Here is a 17,142-nt window from a genome sequence, read left to right on the forward strand (position 1 = left end):
TTTACTTCGCTAACCTTTGTACAGGAACAGAAACCCTGGCAATGACCCGTTCTACTACTTCTTCAGCGGTAATGCCCTCAAATTTTGCCTCAGACCTTAAAATAATCCGGTGGACAAAAACAGCAGGCGCTAAATACTGAATATCATCCGGAAGAACATAATCCCGGCCATACATGAAAGCGTAAGCCTGGGCTGCTTTCATTAAAGCAATCGAACCGCGGGGGCTTGCCCCTAAATACACACTGCTATGGTTTCTGGTCTGATTGGCAATTTCCACAATATAGCGTTTAATCGTTTGATCGACATGCACTTCTTTAATTTCCTGCTGGAGTGAGCGCAATTCAGCCAAATCCATTACAGATTCCAGATCTTCTATCGGCGGGATCCGCTGCGCCCGATTCAGGACCTCCATCTCATCAGCGATATCAGGATAACCCATTTTCATTTTTAACAGGAATCGGTCCAGCTGGGCTTCCGGAAGCGGATAAGTTCCTTCATACTCGATCGGATTTTGCGTTGCCATAACGAAGAAGGGTTTCTCAAGGCGATGTGTCACTCCGTCGATGGTTACGCTGCTTTCTTCCATCCCTTCAAGGAGAGCGGATTGCGTCTTGGGAGAGGTTCTGTTGATTTCGTCTGCTAAAATAATATTGCCCATAAGGGGACCGGGCCTGAACTGAAATTCCATTTCCTTCGGATTATAAATGGATACACCTGTCACATCCGATGGCAGCAAATCAGGCGTGAACTGGATGCGTTTAAAAGCGGCTCCGACAGATTTAGCCAGTGCACGCACCATCATCGTTTTCCCGACACCCGGCACATCCTCGAGCAAAACATGGCCTTCTGCTAAAAGTGCCACTAAGCTTAATTCCGCGACATCCCGTTTGCCGATCATGACTTTTTCAATATTTCCTAATACCCTCTCAATTGCAGGGTGCATTTGATTTCTATCCATGTGAAATCTCTCCCCTTTATCTATATCTCGCATTCCATTAATTTACATTATCTTTAATTTAATTCTAACCTATTATATATTCGCTGTCGCGTTGGAAACTCCTGTGTTTTTCTTAGGGATGATTCTCTCTTATCCCTGGGTTTTTAATAAAAAAAAGACTGCTTCTCAGCAGCCAAAAACACATTACTTATATCGTTTTCCACTTTGATCTACATAGAAAGATTCAATGATGGTTCTTTCAAACGGCTTTCCATTTTCAGTCTGGCCTTTTACTTCTGTTGTCACATTGTATACACCTTCATGTGTAAAATCGCTTTCGATCATGAGGCCAGCCTTTTCTCCTTTGGCTTTTTGCTTCAGTTTTTTCCCTGAAGGATCAAACCCGAAGAGGATCCATTTTGTATTAAAGGTTTTATGGCTTTTCGCAGACTTGCCCAGAATTTTATCATTTAACGGGCTGTCCAGTGCAACAGTGTATAGATACGAAGCATTTGCCGGAGCCTTTAGCACCCAGTTTCCCGCTTTAGGATAATCTATTTCAAACTGATGAACCCATGCTCCTTTGAAAAACTCGGATTCTTCCTGATAAGCTTTTTTCGTTTTATATTCCTTTCCATCCGGACTGGTCAATTTTAAAGCGGACAAATTCTTTTCACTTAAAAAAGAAACGGTGATAGATTCTACATTTTCCTCCACGGAAAACTGTTCGCTTATTGCACTAACAGCTTTCCCGCCTTTTACAATAGAATGAGTGCCAGGCTGTCCGGCAGCGGATTCAGAGCTTGCTGGTGAGAAAACCGCAGCAGGCTGAGTGATAGTGGTATAGGGCCTAAAAACCGGAAATGTATGGGATCCTTCCCGGATGGTTGTATGATTCCAGCTTCCTTCCTGAACAACGGATGCTCCAGGCAAGCGGGAATTAACTGCCGTAACGACGCCATCGCTTTTTCCATACTGGCTCAGGTATAAGCCTCCCCAATAGGAAGCGCTGCCAAATGAACCCCATTTTGTGCCGCCAAGTGTATAATATCGATTTTTTGCAGCATTCTGATGGGAATCTGTAAGGCTTCGGAAGTATTGCATATTGCCTGTTTGCAGGGATTCGGTTGCTTCATTATTGTTGCCAAGGAGGGCAGCTAGCCACCAGGCCGCGCTGCTGTGAGCCAGATCTGCGAGCTGGGTGCCATGATGGGGTGAGGAGAGGGAGATGACATTTGATACATACGGGTGGGCACTGTAATGAACAAGCGCTGTCTGAATATCCACCCCGCCTTTGCTATAGCCGATAACTGCAAGCTTCTTTCCGCCGAAATGATGGTACATTTCTTGAATCTTTTCAGCCAGAATCGCACCATTCGTCCACATATCACGGTCATGATGAAGGTCAATGAATGCTGTTTCATACCCATTTGCCAAAGCCACTTCGTACATATCATTCCCTTCATGCCAGACAGCTGATGAATTATTATAGCCGTGCACAAACACAAGAGGTGATTTGGAAGGATCAATGCTTGAAGGTGTTTCTCCAGCATACCAATAACCCGGAGTTCCACTGTCATCACCGCCAAAACCGCCAGCCTTCACCATACCAGGGAAAATCAGCATCATAGAAAACATCACTCCTGCCATTTGTTTTATCAAGCTTTTCCCTCCTTAAGAGAGATCCGGACGGAAGCCCAGTCAGTTTGATTTTACAATTTTCAGAATATTTATTGAAGGGTCTTTCGATATAATTCCCACTCTTTTGGAAAAAAGCGGCCAAGTTATTGAAAAAAGCCACAGGAACAAGCCCCGTGGCTTTATAGCAGTTAATAGGATACACCTGTGCGGTTATGTGTTTTTTCAAACTCTGCTTTATTCGGATCAAAGTATTTTTCATTGAAAGCTGCCACGAATTTATCGTCTTTAATATATCCCGCTCCCCATGTAGGATCCATAGTGAGCCAGCTTCCATCCACTTTCACTTCCACCCATGCATGCTTCTGAGGCCAAAATCCGCCGAAAGCTGTCCCTTCGACAAAACGGGCTTCCATATTGCCGGCCCGCAGCAAGGCAATGGCAAGATACGAATAATCCTGACATACGCCCGTTTTGGAATCCAGTGTCTTCAGTGCACTATCATCCCAGCTGAAGTCATCTGTTTCCAGCTTTTTCACATCATATGAAACGGTTTTCGCCACATAATCATAGACGGCCTTCGCTTTTTCCCTTTCACTGCTTATGCCTTCTGTCAGTTCTTTCGCCAGTTCAGTAATTTGCAGTGCATCTGACTGAACGCCTCTTGAAGGCAGTAGGTCACGCTTATCCTCACCGGTAGATTCCACCTCAAATTTGGCAAATCCATAATAACGGAAATAATCACTGTTTTCTTCTTTAATTTCAGGAACACTTAACGTGACTTCATATGTGCCCGGGCCAAATCTTAAATAAAACGAATCATCAAAAGTGAAGTCTTCTACTGGGATAACATCCAGGGCTTCGTCCTCACCCTTTTTAGTGGTAATGTAAATATGATCGGTTTCAGGACCAAATTCTGCCTTCGGATCAATTTTTCCTTTTACAGAAAATACACCGTCAGATTCTTCCCCGCCATATTGAGGATATTCAAGCGCCACTCCCCGCTCCTCATACGTTTTAGAATATTCGATAGGGCTCATCGTCCTATCAGACTCGTTGTCTATTAAGATGGTTGTGGCCGTCTGATAGTAATTTTCCCTTTCCTTGTCAGGGACAAGCACCTCAAGCTCGTGAAGTCCTTTTCCATAGAATAAGGGCACTTCATAGGAAAACTTTCCGTCCTTAAGCGGTATGACATGCTTCCACATATCTGATTCCTTATTCAGCTTAAGCATGATCGTATCGCTGTCTGATAGGCTTCCTGCTTCCCCTTTTAAATTGAATACTTCATTGCCTTTTATATAGCTTGATTCAATATCCAAATCCAGTTCTGCCTCCTGGCCAAACGGAGTAAACGTCACATCCCGTTCCGCAGTTGGATTTACATTGTGGACAGTGAACGAGGCCAGATCATAATAGTAATTCTCACTATCCGTGCTTGGAAGCTGTACGGTTACCTTATACTCGCCTTCTCCATTAAATAAGCGGATACTCTGTTTGAACTTCCCTTCTTTGATGGGTGTGTAGTATTCAAGATCGTTCCCTGCCGGTCCATCCTCTGTGGAACGAACCTTGATCCAGGCATAGTCTGATTTTAGGTCAGAGTACTTCTCAACCTCTCCCTGCACAGCCACCTGGCCATTTGCAGCAAACTCCTTATATTCCGGATTCTTCAAAGCCCCTCCGACTTCCTCGCTGTAAGAAGTCAGCTCCAGAGGTTCAAGCTCGAGTTCCTTGTTTTTCTCTTTAACCAGTTTTTCATATTTGTCTTCTTCCTTTTTCTCTGCTTTGGCCTCTGAACTGCTTTCTGAGCTGCAGGCTGAGAGGAAGAGGAAACTGGTTAATACTATCATTAATAGGGTGATGGGGGTTTTCCTTGGCATGGTGTCCTCCTTTTTTAAACTTTCTTAACTTTAATACGTGCGTAATGCTTTTTCAGTTTCAGAGATTACGAATCTCAAAACAAAAGCTCTTTATAGGGTTAGACCTTTAAAGAGCTTCTCTGTAGTACTGTTTTAAAAAAATTCAATATCGATAGATATAAAAGTATTTCTATTAATTTTACTCAATCCTATGTTCCTGCCTAACATAGTTATCTTCTTCCCTTAACTTATCCAGATCGATTTTCCGATCCCATACTTTCCTGGCATTGTCAGTCATATAAGGAAAAATGTATTGATCAACAATTACCTGAAAATCACCATCATCCAAGAGATTATAGGTGCGAATCTTTATTTTTTTATCATCGAAGGTTTCAATAACAATATCGTTTATAAGATTTATTGGATTTCTTATCAAATCAATATTTCGGATGTTCTTTATTAAAACAAGGCATTTTGGGGCAATAACTGTTCCGTTCTCTCTGGGAACAATTTTTAGTAAAACCTTTCCTGGGACTAATCCAGGCAGACTCCAAAGAGTCAAATGAAGATAGAAGGGAGTTAAAACAATTCCTCCACCAAGATAGAGGAAAGAATATTTAGAATTAAATTTCAATCCATGAATGATTAAGAAGATACATGCAAGCAAAAATCCAACTGTAGCCAAAAACATCCATACATACATGAACTTAGAGCCTTTTATGATTACCTTGTCGCCTTTTTTCTGAATCATTGACAATTAATACTCCCCCTTTGAATCAGACAGAGAGAAGCTAAAGAAGAAGAGATCGATTCAAACATATAACTTACCTAAATGCCTTATTAAGCAGAGGTTCTAAGCGCTCATAATTAGCCTGTTGCCGAAAAATAAAAGGAGTCACTTTTTACTCCCCCCTTGAGAAAGACCTCACATATGAGAGAACTTGTGAGAACGATTCAATTTAGCTTAATCAATTTTAGGCTCTTTTCTCTCGTATCTTGCCACTTTACGAAGACGTTCAAGATCTACCTTTCGATCCCAAACCTTTTTTGCATCTTCAGTCATATATGGATAAATGTATTGATCTACAATCATTTCATAATCTAAGTCCCCAAGAAGATTATACGTTCTAATTTTAATCTTTTTATCATTGAATGTTTCAATAACAATATCATTGATTAAATTTAAAGGATTTCTGACTAAATTGATATTACAAATATTACTTATAGATACCGTATCTTTTTTAGCATTAACTGTTCCCTTTTCTCCCGGGAGTATTTTAAACAAAATCTTTCCTGGCATTAATCCAGGCAGGCTCCAAATAGTCAAATAAAGATAGAAGGGAGTTAATACGATTCCTCCGCCAAGATAGAGAAAAGAATATTTAGAATTGAATTTCAATCCATGAATGATTAAGAAGATACATGCAAGCAAAAATCCAACGGTAGCCAAAAACATCCAAACATACATGAACTTAGAGCCTTTTATGATTACCTTGTCGCCTTTTTTCTGAATCATTGACAAACAATACTCACTCCTTTGAACCAAGCAAAGATACTAAAGGAGATAGATTTCACACATAAAACCATTATTCAGCCTTTGGTTCTTGCCTCTCATAATTAGCTTGCTGCCGAAGATTCTCCAGGTTTATTTTTCGATCCCAAACTTTTTTTGCATTCTCAGTCATATAAGGGTATATATATTGGTCAACAATTATCTGATAGCGAAAATCACCAATAAGGTTATACGTGCGAATTTTTATTTTTTTATCATTGAATGTTTCAATAACAATATCATTAATTAAATTTAATGGATTTCTCACAAGATCAATGTTTCGTATATTCTTAATTGGAACAATGCCTTTTTTTGATTTAATCAAACCATTCTCTCCGGTTATAATTGACAGCAAGGCTTTACCAGGGACTAAGCCTGGTAAATTCCAAAGTGTGATGTAGAGATAAAAAGGAGTGAAAATTATTCCTCCGCCAAGATAGAATAAAGAATATTTAGAGTCAAACTTTAATCCGTGAACAATTAGAAAGATACAGGCTATTAAAAAGCCTACAGTAGCAAGAGACACCAAAATATACATGATGTTTGAACCCTTTACGATAATTTCATCATTTTTTTTCTGAACAAGTGACAAGGGCTGTCCCTCCTTTACATCGAGAGAATTCGATCTTTTAATAACAGATTTTTAATAGCTGTTTCATTTGCCTTTTGGATATTAAGATCAAGGTTTTGATCTCTTGTTATATACCAAAAACCTTCTTTTCCAGGAATAACAAAATGAATGTCTATGAGGTCAGGATTATTATTGGAGTCATATTTCAAACTCAGCAGGCTATCCATTTTTCCGCTTCTCTTAGAGATATCCTCAATAAACTCATTAGTATTATGACTCTGCAGTCTATTACTCCATTTAGATATAAGAGATTCTTGAGCAGAATCAGACTGACTTACATCATTTAAAAATTCTTCAAAATCATCATTTTTCAATTTGAATAATACTTCGCTTTGCATTAACAGCGTATTGAAATTGAAAAATTCACTTATAATTGGAAGAATCTCTTCTTCATTAAGCTTTGTAATGGAATGTACCTGGTGATCATGCAGTAATCTATGAAAATATATTTCGTCATCTATAAAATGAAACGAGATACTATCTTCTCCCTCAAGATCTAAATTAAATTTGGAGGCTTTTACTGTTTTTTCTGCAGAACTTAATATTTGAATAAAAGAAGTAAATTCTTCTTTTAACTTATATTGCTTATTAACTTCCTTTGCCATATTTTTAGCCAGCAAAGAACGAGACGCAAACTCAAGCATCAATTTTAATTCAGAATCCTCCAATGCCGGAAAATACGTTTCTTTCAAAGAAATTCCTTGCTCATACAAACCTTCACTATAAAAGGAAAATATCAATTCTTCTATGCTTAGTTGAATCGTTTTCATATTGCCTCCTTAAAAAAATGATAATTTTTTGCCGAGGAAACCTTTTGCACCTTCTATTAAAGAGTCAGCTGTCTCCTTTGCCTTTGAAAGCCCTTTTCCAATTTCCTTTACCTTTCCAATTGGATCAGCGATCGTTTCTTTAATCTGTTTATTGACCATGTCAATTCCTTTGTTAGCTACATCTAATGCCTTCCCAGCTTTCTCAAAACCATCCTTAAATAGCTCAACACCATGGTGGATAGGCTCTTTTAATAGGATAGCACCTTTTTCAGCAATTCCAGCAGTTAATTTAGCAGCCTGCTCTCCAACAAGGCCACCTACGAAAGAACCTGCAGCAGCTCCTATAACTGTACCGACTGGGCCAACAACACTTCCTAAAGCACCACCAACTACTGCACCTGCAATTGCCCCGCCAGAAATTGCTACGGTATTGTTAACCGCATTTCCAACCGCCTTTGCATTTTCTCGTTTTAATACATCTGGGTTATTTCCATACTTACCGTAATTCTCGGAGATTTTCAGCCCCATACCCCCTGCTTCCATTATTCCTGTTAATGCTACTGTGCTAACAACATTCGCTTTTGCAAATTTCGCACCTGTTTTAACAAAGGATTTAAACTTGGCTGAATCTGCTGCGCCAACCTCTAGAGCACCATATAACGCCTTAGAGCTATTTGTAAAATCTACAACATCATCCGGAAGGTATTTCGAAATTTTTTTATGAACTAAATCCGCAAGTGGCGCATTTCTATACTTACTTCTTAAATAAAATGGATTCAAGAATGCCCTTGCCATTGTTCCTAACTTTTTACTTTCGTCAATTTTATCTGTTACCTGCTGAAGTGCCGCCATATGTTTATACGAGAAAACTCCCTCAGCATTCTTTATAAACTGAGTAAACCCCAACCCATAAAAAGCAAGCTGTTTTGTCATAAGTGCTCCAAGAGCTGTTACGGCACCATATTTCTCATACAACTTATACAACTTACCTACAAGATTATCAGCATCCGCAAATTTATTTGCAACCATCCGCAGGTCAATTTCCATTTCACTAAGCTGTCCGGTAAGCTGATTACCAGTACCCCAAGGGTCTCCTACATGATAAAAGCAATGCCTGTATTCCGCCGGAGCACTGTTAATCAATTCTGCAAGCTCCATATGGAGATTTCTGTATTCATCTTCAATTCTGGACAAACGAGAAACCATGTCATTTGCCAGGTCTTCCAGGCGATCTGGATTTACAGAGATTTCATTTCCCACTTCAATACCTCTCTTCTTTTAGATTTCTATTGTCAATTTAAATTAAATTTATAATCTGATAGCCTACTATTAAAACTTGTATGGGCAATATAAAAAGATCTCCGCATCCCGGTGCATAATCTCCATCATATCTTTTATTCTTGTCATACGAACCTTTTTTCTTCTCTTCATTATTAGACATAAAAACCCATCCAATCTTTATATTCTTCAATTATTATTTTTCCTTAAGCCTGGCTAATCTCTCTAATTCTCTTTGTCTTTCAATTTCTTCTCTGACTCTATCAACTTCATTCGCAGCGCTTTCCAGTTCTCGGCTGATGTTATAAAGGTTATCAGAGTGCCTTTGGAAGAGGACGCCTGCTTCTTCCAATGCGGAATCAAATTTGTCCCGGGCTTTGCCCTTCCATTCATCTGCATGGTTTTGGACACTTTGCTTTAGTTTGAATTCCTCTGTTTTGATATCATCTGAAGCTGTCTGAAATACCCTTGCCAGGGCTCTTACGTGTGATGAGTTCATTTTGACACCTCATTTTTAAAGTTATTCTATCCAATAATTTTAAAGTCTCGTCATCTGGCTATTTGGCCAGACATTTTCATTTTTTTCATCCCTAATTCTTTATTCTATTTTTTAGAAGCCAGTTATTTGAGGGGAGTTAGTTGAAGTATTTGGTTGCAGTATTTATGTACATGCCTCCATACCGGAGACATGTACGGGAATTTTTTAATTGTCAGCCTGCTTCGCCATCCTCGGTATGAGGAATCCCATAATTACACCTATGGCAATGACAAGCAGAATAATATAAAGAATCATTAATTTGTTATCTTGTTCTGCGGGAGTTTGATCCTCCGCCTTCAAAAAGCTTTCCTGTTTAGAATCGGAAAAAAGCTGAAGCTGTTCTGCTTTTGAAGTGATGGTATTATTAGTGGTTTCACCGCCATCAAAAAGCTGCTCCTTCACTTCCTTTAAAGGATCCAGGTTCTTTTTTGCAAAAGTAAGATCCTTCTGTTCTTCGGGGATCTGCTTCTTATTTTCATAAAGCGATTTTTCATGCAAGTAATCGGTGTTCTCTTTGAATTCCTTTTTTTCATAGGTATTCGGAGTTAAGTTATTAAAGTCAGGGGTGGCCCCGGCGGATTGGCCAGCTATCAGCCAAAATGCCGGGATCAACGCCAGGACTTTAAGGTATTTATTAAGCTTCATAAGCCTGGTCCTCATCCCTCTTTGTACGCAGGTCTTTTATCGACCGGATTGCAAATGGAATGATGGCTAGGAAGGCAATGATGCCAAGCAGTATGAGAATGGCCGGAATAAATAAGGATTGCGAATCATACTGGATGGACATATATACCTTGGACATTGGGTCTTCATAGTTAATATTCGGTGCTGTAAGAGCCAGGAACGGACTGATGAAGAAAGCAATGAGACCAACGCTCAAAATCCATCCTGCCAGATTGCCGATCTTGAACCCTGCCAGCACAATGGCTGAGGCTGCAGTCAGCAGCAATATGGTGAAAATCGTCCACTCAATAGCCCGATCCTGTTCCATTGAGTAAATATTAAGGCCAAATATGCTGATAATCAGACCAACAATAAGATTCAGCAGCACAAACATGGAAGCATGGACAAGCATCGGCGCATTTTTGAAATAATGGCTGAAGTATCCGATCATTAAGCTGCTGAGCAGGACAATGGCCAATACGACAACCGGCGGCAGCTTGCTTTCCTCTTTCTTTGCAGCTGTTTCTCCGCTGATTTGAAGCGGATTGGATAATTGCTCGTATACCGGGCCATTCTTTTGGCCATTCACATAGGTGTTTCCAAGAAGATTGTAAATATCATCCCGGAACATCTGAGTCGTCTCTACATTCGAGCCCCACTTGGAATTCAGTGTATCTGCATCCTGCTGGACACTTTGCACCTTTTGCTCAAGCTCGTTCGTATAGGACACGATATTGCTCTGGTTTTCTCCGATGGACCCGACAAGATCATTAATCATCAGCATTCTTTGGCTGATTCCTTCCTGTTTGACCATGACGGAAGTTCCGTCAATGCTATCGACAGGAACTGGTGTATTCGTTGAGGATGTTTGAATTTGCTCCCTAACCGAATTTGCATTTTCTTGGAGAGCAGATAAATCTGTCTCTATGGCTGCTTGCTGTTCTTCTATTTTCTTATTGTATTCTGTGAAGAATGCCGTAAACTGGCCTTCCAGGTCTGTCAGCTTTTGCTGAGATGTTGGCATTGCTGTGTTTAGGTTATCCCATACTTTTTGTTCTTCCTCGTTCACAGCTACAATAGAGTTTAATTTCTGTACAAGCTTTTCCACCTTTTCAGGATTTTGGCTGTACGAATTTTTTATTAGATCTTCATACTGAATAAGTGAGGCATAATACTCCATCATTTTTACAGGTTTAGTATTCGTAATTTCATTATTAAAAGCAGCTAAGTTAAAACCGAGTTCTATGATTTGCTGTTCTTTCTCCTCTATAAGGTTAATCATAGAAGAGAAACTCATTGAAGCCCCAAGTTGATCTAAGAGGCTATTCTTTTCTTCCTCTAAACTTTTGTAAGCTGCATCCAGGCTGGTGAGATCTTCAATTAATTTGGCATTTACTTTCTGAAGTTCCTCAACTATTTTTTGCAGCGGGTTTTCTCCAGAATCCTTCGCTGACAATTTTTGCTCAACTGCTATTAGGCGCTGGGATAAAGCAGGTAAGACAGTCAAAGCAGAAACAACTTGTTCCGGCTTGGTACCTTCTATCGTCTCTAAAGATGTTTTCAAATTTGTAATCTCTTTTTCAACGCTTAAAATTTCATTTCTTTCCTCTTCCATACCAGGTAAAGATGGAGCTTCTAAACTGGCCGCTGTTATAGAATTAGGGTTGGCTCCCCCAGGATTTTTGTTAGATGCTGTTCCTGATCCTGCACCTGGATTTCCCGGTTGTTGTCCATTGGATAGCTCGCCTTTCAATAAGCCGATATTTTCAGCTGCTTTATTGAATGAAGCTGCTTCTTGTTCTTGAAAATATGTTTTTAAGGCATTCATTTGTCGATCTACCTGATCGTTACGGATAGCCGATAAATCACCAAACACTTCACTATTCTCTTCAAGCTGCTTCTCAACACTAATAATCCCGCCAGCCAATACCTGATTCCCCTTATTCAATACACTAAGGGCCTCAGAATAAGTTGGCTGCTGTTTTCCCGCAACAGCTTGAATATCGACTACATTTTCATCCTGCATTTTTTGAAGGATATTCTGCTGATTATCCTGGTATTCTTTGTACTGATCTACAAACTGTACAAACGAGCCAAGGTTCTCTTCAAATTGGCTGAGGTTGTTTTCACCCTCGGATGTGCTTTCCGCAGTAGTCTTCACTGTCGACTGAATGCTCTCCAGCATATTGCGCTGCTGTTCAATTTCCGCTGCCAGGTTCTTTGAGCTGGGCTTATAGAAAGCGAGCATTGCATTCTGGAAGTCTATTTCTTTTTGTAGAATGGTATCGAATTGGGATTTCACATTTTCAAGGTCCTGTGAAACATAGGTCCAGTACAATGTTGAAATCTTTCCATTTACACGGTTGGTGGCCGTCTGGATTTCACGCAGAACCTTTTCCCGGTTCAGTGAGTTCAGCTGGTTCTGTACCGTATATTCAAAATTTGCTTTTTCAGGCTGCTGGCTTTCATAGGACATGATGTTATTTGAAAAGTTGGAAGGAATATAAACGACTGCGTCATACTTGGTATTTTTCAACCCATTCTCTGCAGCACTTCTGCCGATGACGGTCCACTCATACTGTGAGCCGTCCTGGAGAATCGATGTAATTTCCTCTCCAAAATCAAGTGACTTCTCTTCCTTGTCAGCGCCTGTATCTTCATTAACAACAGCTATGGTTCTTGTGGCATTCTCCCTGACTAGCAGAGGATTATCGCCGATTGAGCCAAAAAAGATGGCTGGCGCGGCGATAATCAGAAGCATCACCAAAACCATTTTCACGATGTATTTTGTTTTGGCTGTCATGCTAAGACCTTCCTTTCCGTGGCACATAAAGGAATTTGAATTTTTAATTCCTTTCCGTTTATAACGTAATAACCATATCCCGGCTGGATCTCTGCCTCTTTCCGGTCGTATGGAAGGGTAAACAGCGTCTGCTCCGATTTTTTCATCAGAACGATCGCCTGGCGGATCTGTTTGATTTCTGCTGTTAAAGAATCGTATCCTTTTGTCAGTTCATTATTGCTGCCTGTAACGATGACACTAAAGCCGAGATGGCTGCCGTTTTTCATCAGCCTTGCCATTCTTTCCTGCAGGCTGTTATCCAATGTCTGCGCAAAACGGGAGTATCCATCCACAGCCAGTACGATTGGCGAAAACTCTAAATCTGTCTTGCCATGCTGGATTGCATTAAGATACTCTTTTTCTCTGAGGGATAACTGTTCTTCCACCTGTGCAGCCCAATCGCTGATTTGTTCCTTTGTTTCGATATAAACCGACTTTTCTTCGCTGGCATAGGATGATAATCCTCTGTCAAAGGAATCGAAAATACCGACGGACTCTGCACCCTGACCAAGCATGTGATTGATCATGAGCTTAAGAACATTTGTCTTTCCTTTTTGGGCCTGCCCCAGGATGATGCAATGTTTCGTTTTATTGAAGTTCGCATAAACAGGTTTTACAGATTCCTCATCAAGGCCAACAGGCACAAGTCCTGGCTGAACTGCTCCAGTAGTGTAGCGGGTAAAGTTAATTGTATTAAGCTCTGCCGGAAGCATCGGCACCTCTTCAGGCTGCCTGCAGTCCTTGTATTTCTCTTTCAGTTCCTGGATGTCAGCCCGGATGGCTTCTATAATCTCAAAATCATCCTTGCCATCTGCCGGCAAGAATACCTGTGAGAAATACGCCTCTTCCATTTTTATAATGGCTCTTCCCGGTATAGGCTCAGGTGCGAACGGAACTCTTCCCAGTACGGAGTATGCCTCGCTGCTGTCCATCAAATAATGGACGACCTTCGTTTTGAGATTGTTCATAAGCGACTGTCGGATCGAATTGATCCGCGTCGCAGCGAAAATCATATAAATGCCGAGTGACTGTCCGTCCCTGGCAATCTGATTAATTTGCGTTTCAAGCTCCTGCATTTCTTCTTTTACTAAATCAAAGTTATCAAATGTGATATATACAAGCGGCAATTTCTCGCTGCTCATCGAATTGTACATCTTAATTCCGCTGACTTCCTGCTGCTGAAACAATAGCTTCCTGCGGGCAATTTCATCCTTGATCAGATTCATGAACTTTTCAATTTTACGTTCTTCATCCATCAAGAAGAAGTCGGCCGTATGCGGCAGCTGTCTTAGCGGAAGAAGTGAGCCATTTCCAAAATCGAAAATATAATAATGAGCTTCTTCAGGAGTTCGCTTTTCGGCAATGCTAAGAAGAATTGTCATAATCGTATGGGATTTTCCATAACCGGAGGAGCCAAATACCCCCACATTACCATCCTCTATGATTTGATAGGTCAATGGATACTGGCTCTGCTTCTCAGGCTCATCCACCATGCCTAAATGAATCTCATGATTCTCTTTAGCGCGTTGGAGCTTCCTGCTTAAACGCCCTTCAAGAGGCGGAAGCCACGGACTTCTAAGCTTTTTAATGCCCATCAAAGACTGTGTTGCTTCAATTTCCTCCACCACTGCTTCAATTTCTGTTTTTCCGCCTTTTTTCTTTCCTTGGCGTGAATTAACATCCGATAATGGCACAAGGCCCAAGTCGGTTACGATTGCAATTTCATCCTCTGTCTCTGAGGAGTCATCCAAATATGGCGCTCCGCTCCATGCAGATTGGAAGAGTTCATAGACTTCATTATTGCCGACTTGCAGGTAGCCGCGTCCGGTTACGGTAATAGCTGCTGCATCTCCGTTTTTGATGATCTCTCGGCTGTCATCTGTGTCCTGAACCTTTAAAGCCACCCGGAACCGGGCATTGCTCCAGATCTGTTCATCAATGACACCGCCTGGCTTTTGGGTTGCCAGAATTAAATGCACTCCCAGGCTTCGCCCAATTCGTGCAGCACTGACAAGCTCCCTGATAAATTCTGGCTCTTCGCTTTTCAGCTCCGCAAACTCGTCAGAAATTAAGAATAAATGCGGCAGCGGTTCCTTTGCCATCTTGCTTTTATAAAGGTCTGTGTAATCATTGATGTGATTCACCTGGTATTGATCAAAAAGCCTCTGCCGTCTTTTCAATTCACTTTTGATTGAGGCAAGCGCTCTTGAACTGAAGTTTTTGCTTCCCTCAATATTCGTAATTGTTCCAAGCAGATGCGGCATGCTCTTAAACGGCTGGGCCATTCCCCCACCTTTGTAGTCAATCAGCAGGAATGCGACCTCATGGGGATGGAAGTGAACAGCAAGTGAAAGAATATAGGTCTGCAGGAATTCACTCTTACCCGATCCCGTTGTCCCAGCCAGCAGTCCGTGCGGACCATGCGCCTTTTCATGAAGATTCAAAAGTGACAGATCTTCCTTTCCTTTTAATCCAATTGGTACCGCCAATGATCTGGAAGACTCTTTTGTAAGCCAATTCTGCTTGATTGGAAGCTTTCCCACTTCCTTTACTTTCATCATTTCCAGGAACGAAACACTATTTGGAATGGAATTGGTCATTCCAACCTGATGATCAAGCGTTCTTAACAGACGGGAAAATTCCTCATTCCCCTTCTTCTGATGAGCATCAAGCCTAAATGGGATGCTCACGGCCTTTTTGTCCTGAATCAGAATGTCTCCTTCTTCCTGATTGACATATCTGACAAGTGTTTGAATATTATCATGCAGGCTTTCTTTTGAATCAGCTGCAAAAATAACGGAGATCCCCATGTTGGAGTGGCCGCCCTCCAAATATTCCAGAATCACATGATCTGCAATCAGCGGCTGATTGGCAATGATAAACACCAGATGCGGAGAATACACCTGCTTTTCCTTATTTTCATCCAAATCCCTTTCTCGAAGGATTTCATAAATGGATGATAAAAGCTGATCCCTCGTTTGTTCGTTATATATCAGCCCTTTTGCGTGTGCATGCGGCATCTGGAAATGCGGAAGCCATTTCAGCCATTCCCATTTCTTATATTCCTTTTCATTAAAAATAAATACAAACCGCACATCATGGTAGCTGTGGAAAAATGCCAGCTGCCCAATGATCTGGTGCATCTCATTTTTAACAACGGATTCCTTCCCGATTAGCCCGATTGGCCCCTTAGCAAGGTCAGCCACCACAGGCACATTTCTAACTTCTTTATAAACTTTTTCCATCTGCTGTGACTGTTCAAGCAGGTCATCAATTTCACGGTTAGCCATATCCCCAGAGCTGACCTTAACTTCATAGCTCGCAGGCACATTACCGGTTCCAAGCCTAAACTGCAGAAAATCAAAACTCTCAAGATGCCTCTCCCAAATCCGGTCGGATATATGGCTTGTGAAATACTTCATTTTCTCAAAAGAAGGAAAGTGGAAATCCAGAACATGCTTCTGCTGGTCAGACAGTGCCTGCAGCTCTTTCCGCTTCTCTTCAAGGTAGGCAGTATACACTCGATGTCTGCGCTCTTTCCGCTTCTTTTGATTGCTTTTGTCCTTAAAGTACTGGACAGTAGATGTGACTAAAGTGGTCATGAACATGACCATTGAAATGATAATAAAAATTCCTCTTGGCTGAATCAGAGCCACGATGCCCATCACGATAAGCATAATCAGCGGCGGCATAATGATCATCCATAACCCCCGATTGGAATCATCAGGCTCCTGTGACGGAAAGGATAAAGAAACTTTTTCATCCGGCATCTCATAAATCATTCTCGGCGTTCTGCGATAGAGCGGATATTTCTTTGCCATCTCTGATTGCGGCCTGATGGTAATCGGAAGCTTAGATTCATAGCCTTCAATGCTGTCAATCTGGAAAAGATCTTCTTCCAGTATTCGAATAGACATAAATGGGAAGAACAGCACATCTCCGATTTCAAGAAAAATTTTCTTTTCGGCTCTTTTTCCGTTTACATAAAGCTGGCCTGACTGTTTTTCTGCCATCCAGCCGTTATCTGTTTTTATCAGTTCAAAGGAATGACCGGCATCCATAAATATGCCGTCCTTTTTATAAATTGCTGCACCTGGATTCTCAGAGGAAAACTCTATCTCCTTTTGATAGCCAGAGTAGTAGGTCTGGCTATTCATATTTTCAGAAGTTACGAGTATCGTCAGGGTCTTCCCATCATCATTTAGCTGGAAGGGTTCCCCGTCATTTAGCTTTCCGAGAACTGACTCATTTTGCCTCACTTCATAGAAGCTGTCGTGCCTTTCTATTGACACAGCCCCTTTTGTGAAAGGGAAATCCCTTATTGTCACCAGCTGTTCAAGCTCTGGGCCAATGGTGATTCTGCCGCTTCTTTCAAATGGCATAGACAGCTGCTGGCAGTAATCGCTGTAAAACAACCATAACTGTTCCATC

Annotated in this window: 13 protein-coding genes; all 13 read right to left on the reverse strand. The window is 41.1% G+C overall.

What is annotated here, in order from left to right; genetic code table 11:
- Nucleotide 1 precedes the first annotated feature (1 nt).
- The 13 genes from QUF73_16005 to essC all read right to left on the reverse strand — a co-directional run bounded on the left by QUF73_16005 (nt 2) and on the right by essC (nt 17,141).
- Nucleotides 2–958: a MoxR family ATPase gene (locus tag QUF73_16005; protein MDM5227684.1), complete on the reverse strand. Its 957-nt coding sequence runs from the start codon at nt 956–958 to the stop codon at nt 2–4.
- Between the two features lie 183 nt (nt 959–1,141).
- Complete coding sequence (locus QUF73_16010; GenBank protein ID MDM5227685.1) at nt 1,142–2,599, reverse strand: hypothetical protein; 1,458 nt, start codon at nt 2,597–2,599, stop codon at nt 1,142–1,144.
- Nucleotides 2,600–2,766: 167 nt separating this feature from the next.
- On the reverse strand, nt 2,767–4,458 hold the full coding sequence (locus tag QUF73_16015) for a transglutaminase-like domain-containing protein (protein ID MDM5227686.1): 1,692 nt from the start codon (nt 4,456–4,458) through the stop codon (nt 2,767–2,769).
- A gap of 178 nt (nt 4,459–4,636) precedes the next feature.
- A complete protein-coding gene (locus tag QUF73_16020; GenBank protein ID MDM5227687.1) occupies nt 4,637–5,188 on the reverse strand; it encodes a DUF5381 family protein in 552 nt (183 codons plus the stop codon).
- A gap of 213 nt (nt 5,189–5,401) precedes the next feature.
- Nucleotides 5,402–5,953, reverse strand: coding sequence for a DUF5381 family protein (locus QUF73_16025; protein ID MDM5227688.1), 552 nt, complete (start codon nt 5,951–5,953; stop codon nt 5,402–5,404).
- A gap of 70 nt (nt 5,954–6,023) precedes the next feature.
- Complete coding sequence (locus QUF73_16030; protein ID MDM5227689.1) at nt 6,024–6,581, reverse strand: DUF5381 family protein; 558 nt, start codon at nt 6,579–6,581, stop codon at nt 6,024–6,026.
- 14 nt (nt 6,582–6,595) lie between these two features.
- Nucleotides 6,596–7,390, reverse strand: coding sequence for a hypothetical protein (locus tag QUF73_16035; protein MDM5227690.1), 795 nt, complete (start codon nt 7,388–7,390; stop codon nt 6,596–6,598).
- A 9-nt stretch (nt 7,391–7,399) separates the two neighbouring features.
- On the reverse strand, nt 7,400–8,650 hold the full coding sequence (locus tag QUF73_16040) for a hypothetical protein (protein MDM5227691.1): 1,251 nt from the start codon (nt 8,648–8,650) through the stop codon (nt 7,400–7,402).
- A gap of 37 nt (nt 8,651–8,687) precedes the next feature.
- Nucleotides 8,688–8,831 carry a hypothetical protein gene (locus QUF73_16045; GenBank protein ID MDM5227692.1) on the reverse strand — a complete coding sequence of 48 codons (144 nt, stop codon included), beginning with the start codon at nt 8,829–8,831 and terminating at the stop codon, nt 8,688–8,690.
- Between the two features lie 33 nt (nt 8,832–8,864).
- Complete coding sequence (locus QUF73_16050) at nt 8,865–9,167, reverse strand: WXG100 family type VII secretion target (protein ID MDM5227693.1); 303 nt, start codon at nt 9,165–9,167, stop codon at nt 8,865–8,867.
- 204 nt (nt 9,168–9,371) lie between these two features.
- Nucleotides 9,372–9,851, reverse strand: coding sequence for a type VII secretion protein EssA (gene essA / locus QUF73_16055; GenBank protein ID MDM5227694.1), 480 nt, complete (start codon nt 9,849–9,851; stop codon nt 9,372–9,374).
- Nucleotides 9,841–12,672, reverse strand: coding sequence for a type VII secretion protein EsaA (gene esaA, locus QUF73_16060; GenBank protein ID MDM5227695.1), 2,832 nt, complete (start codon nt 12,670–12,672; stop codon nt 9,841–9,843). Before esaA ends, essA begins: the two co-directional genes overlap by 11 nt.
- Nucleotides 12,669–17,141 (reverse strand): type VII secretion protein EssC, encoded by a 4,473-nt coding sequence (gene essC / locus QUF73_16065; GenBank protein MDM5227696.1) that lies wholly within the window; start codon nt 17,139–17,141, stop codon nt 12,669–12,671. The genes esaA and essC overlap by 4 nt, the downstream gene beginning before the upstream one ends.
- Between the last annotated feature and the right edge of the window lies 1 nt (nt 17,142).

The organism is Cytobacillus sp. NJ13 (assembly GCA_030348385.1).
Lineage (GTDB): Bacteria > Bacillota > Bacilli > Bacillales > Cytobacillaceae > Cytobacillus.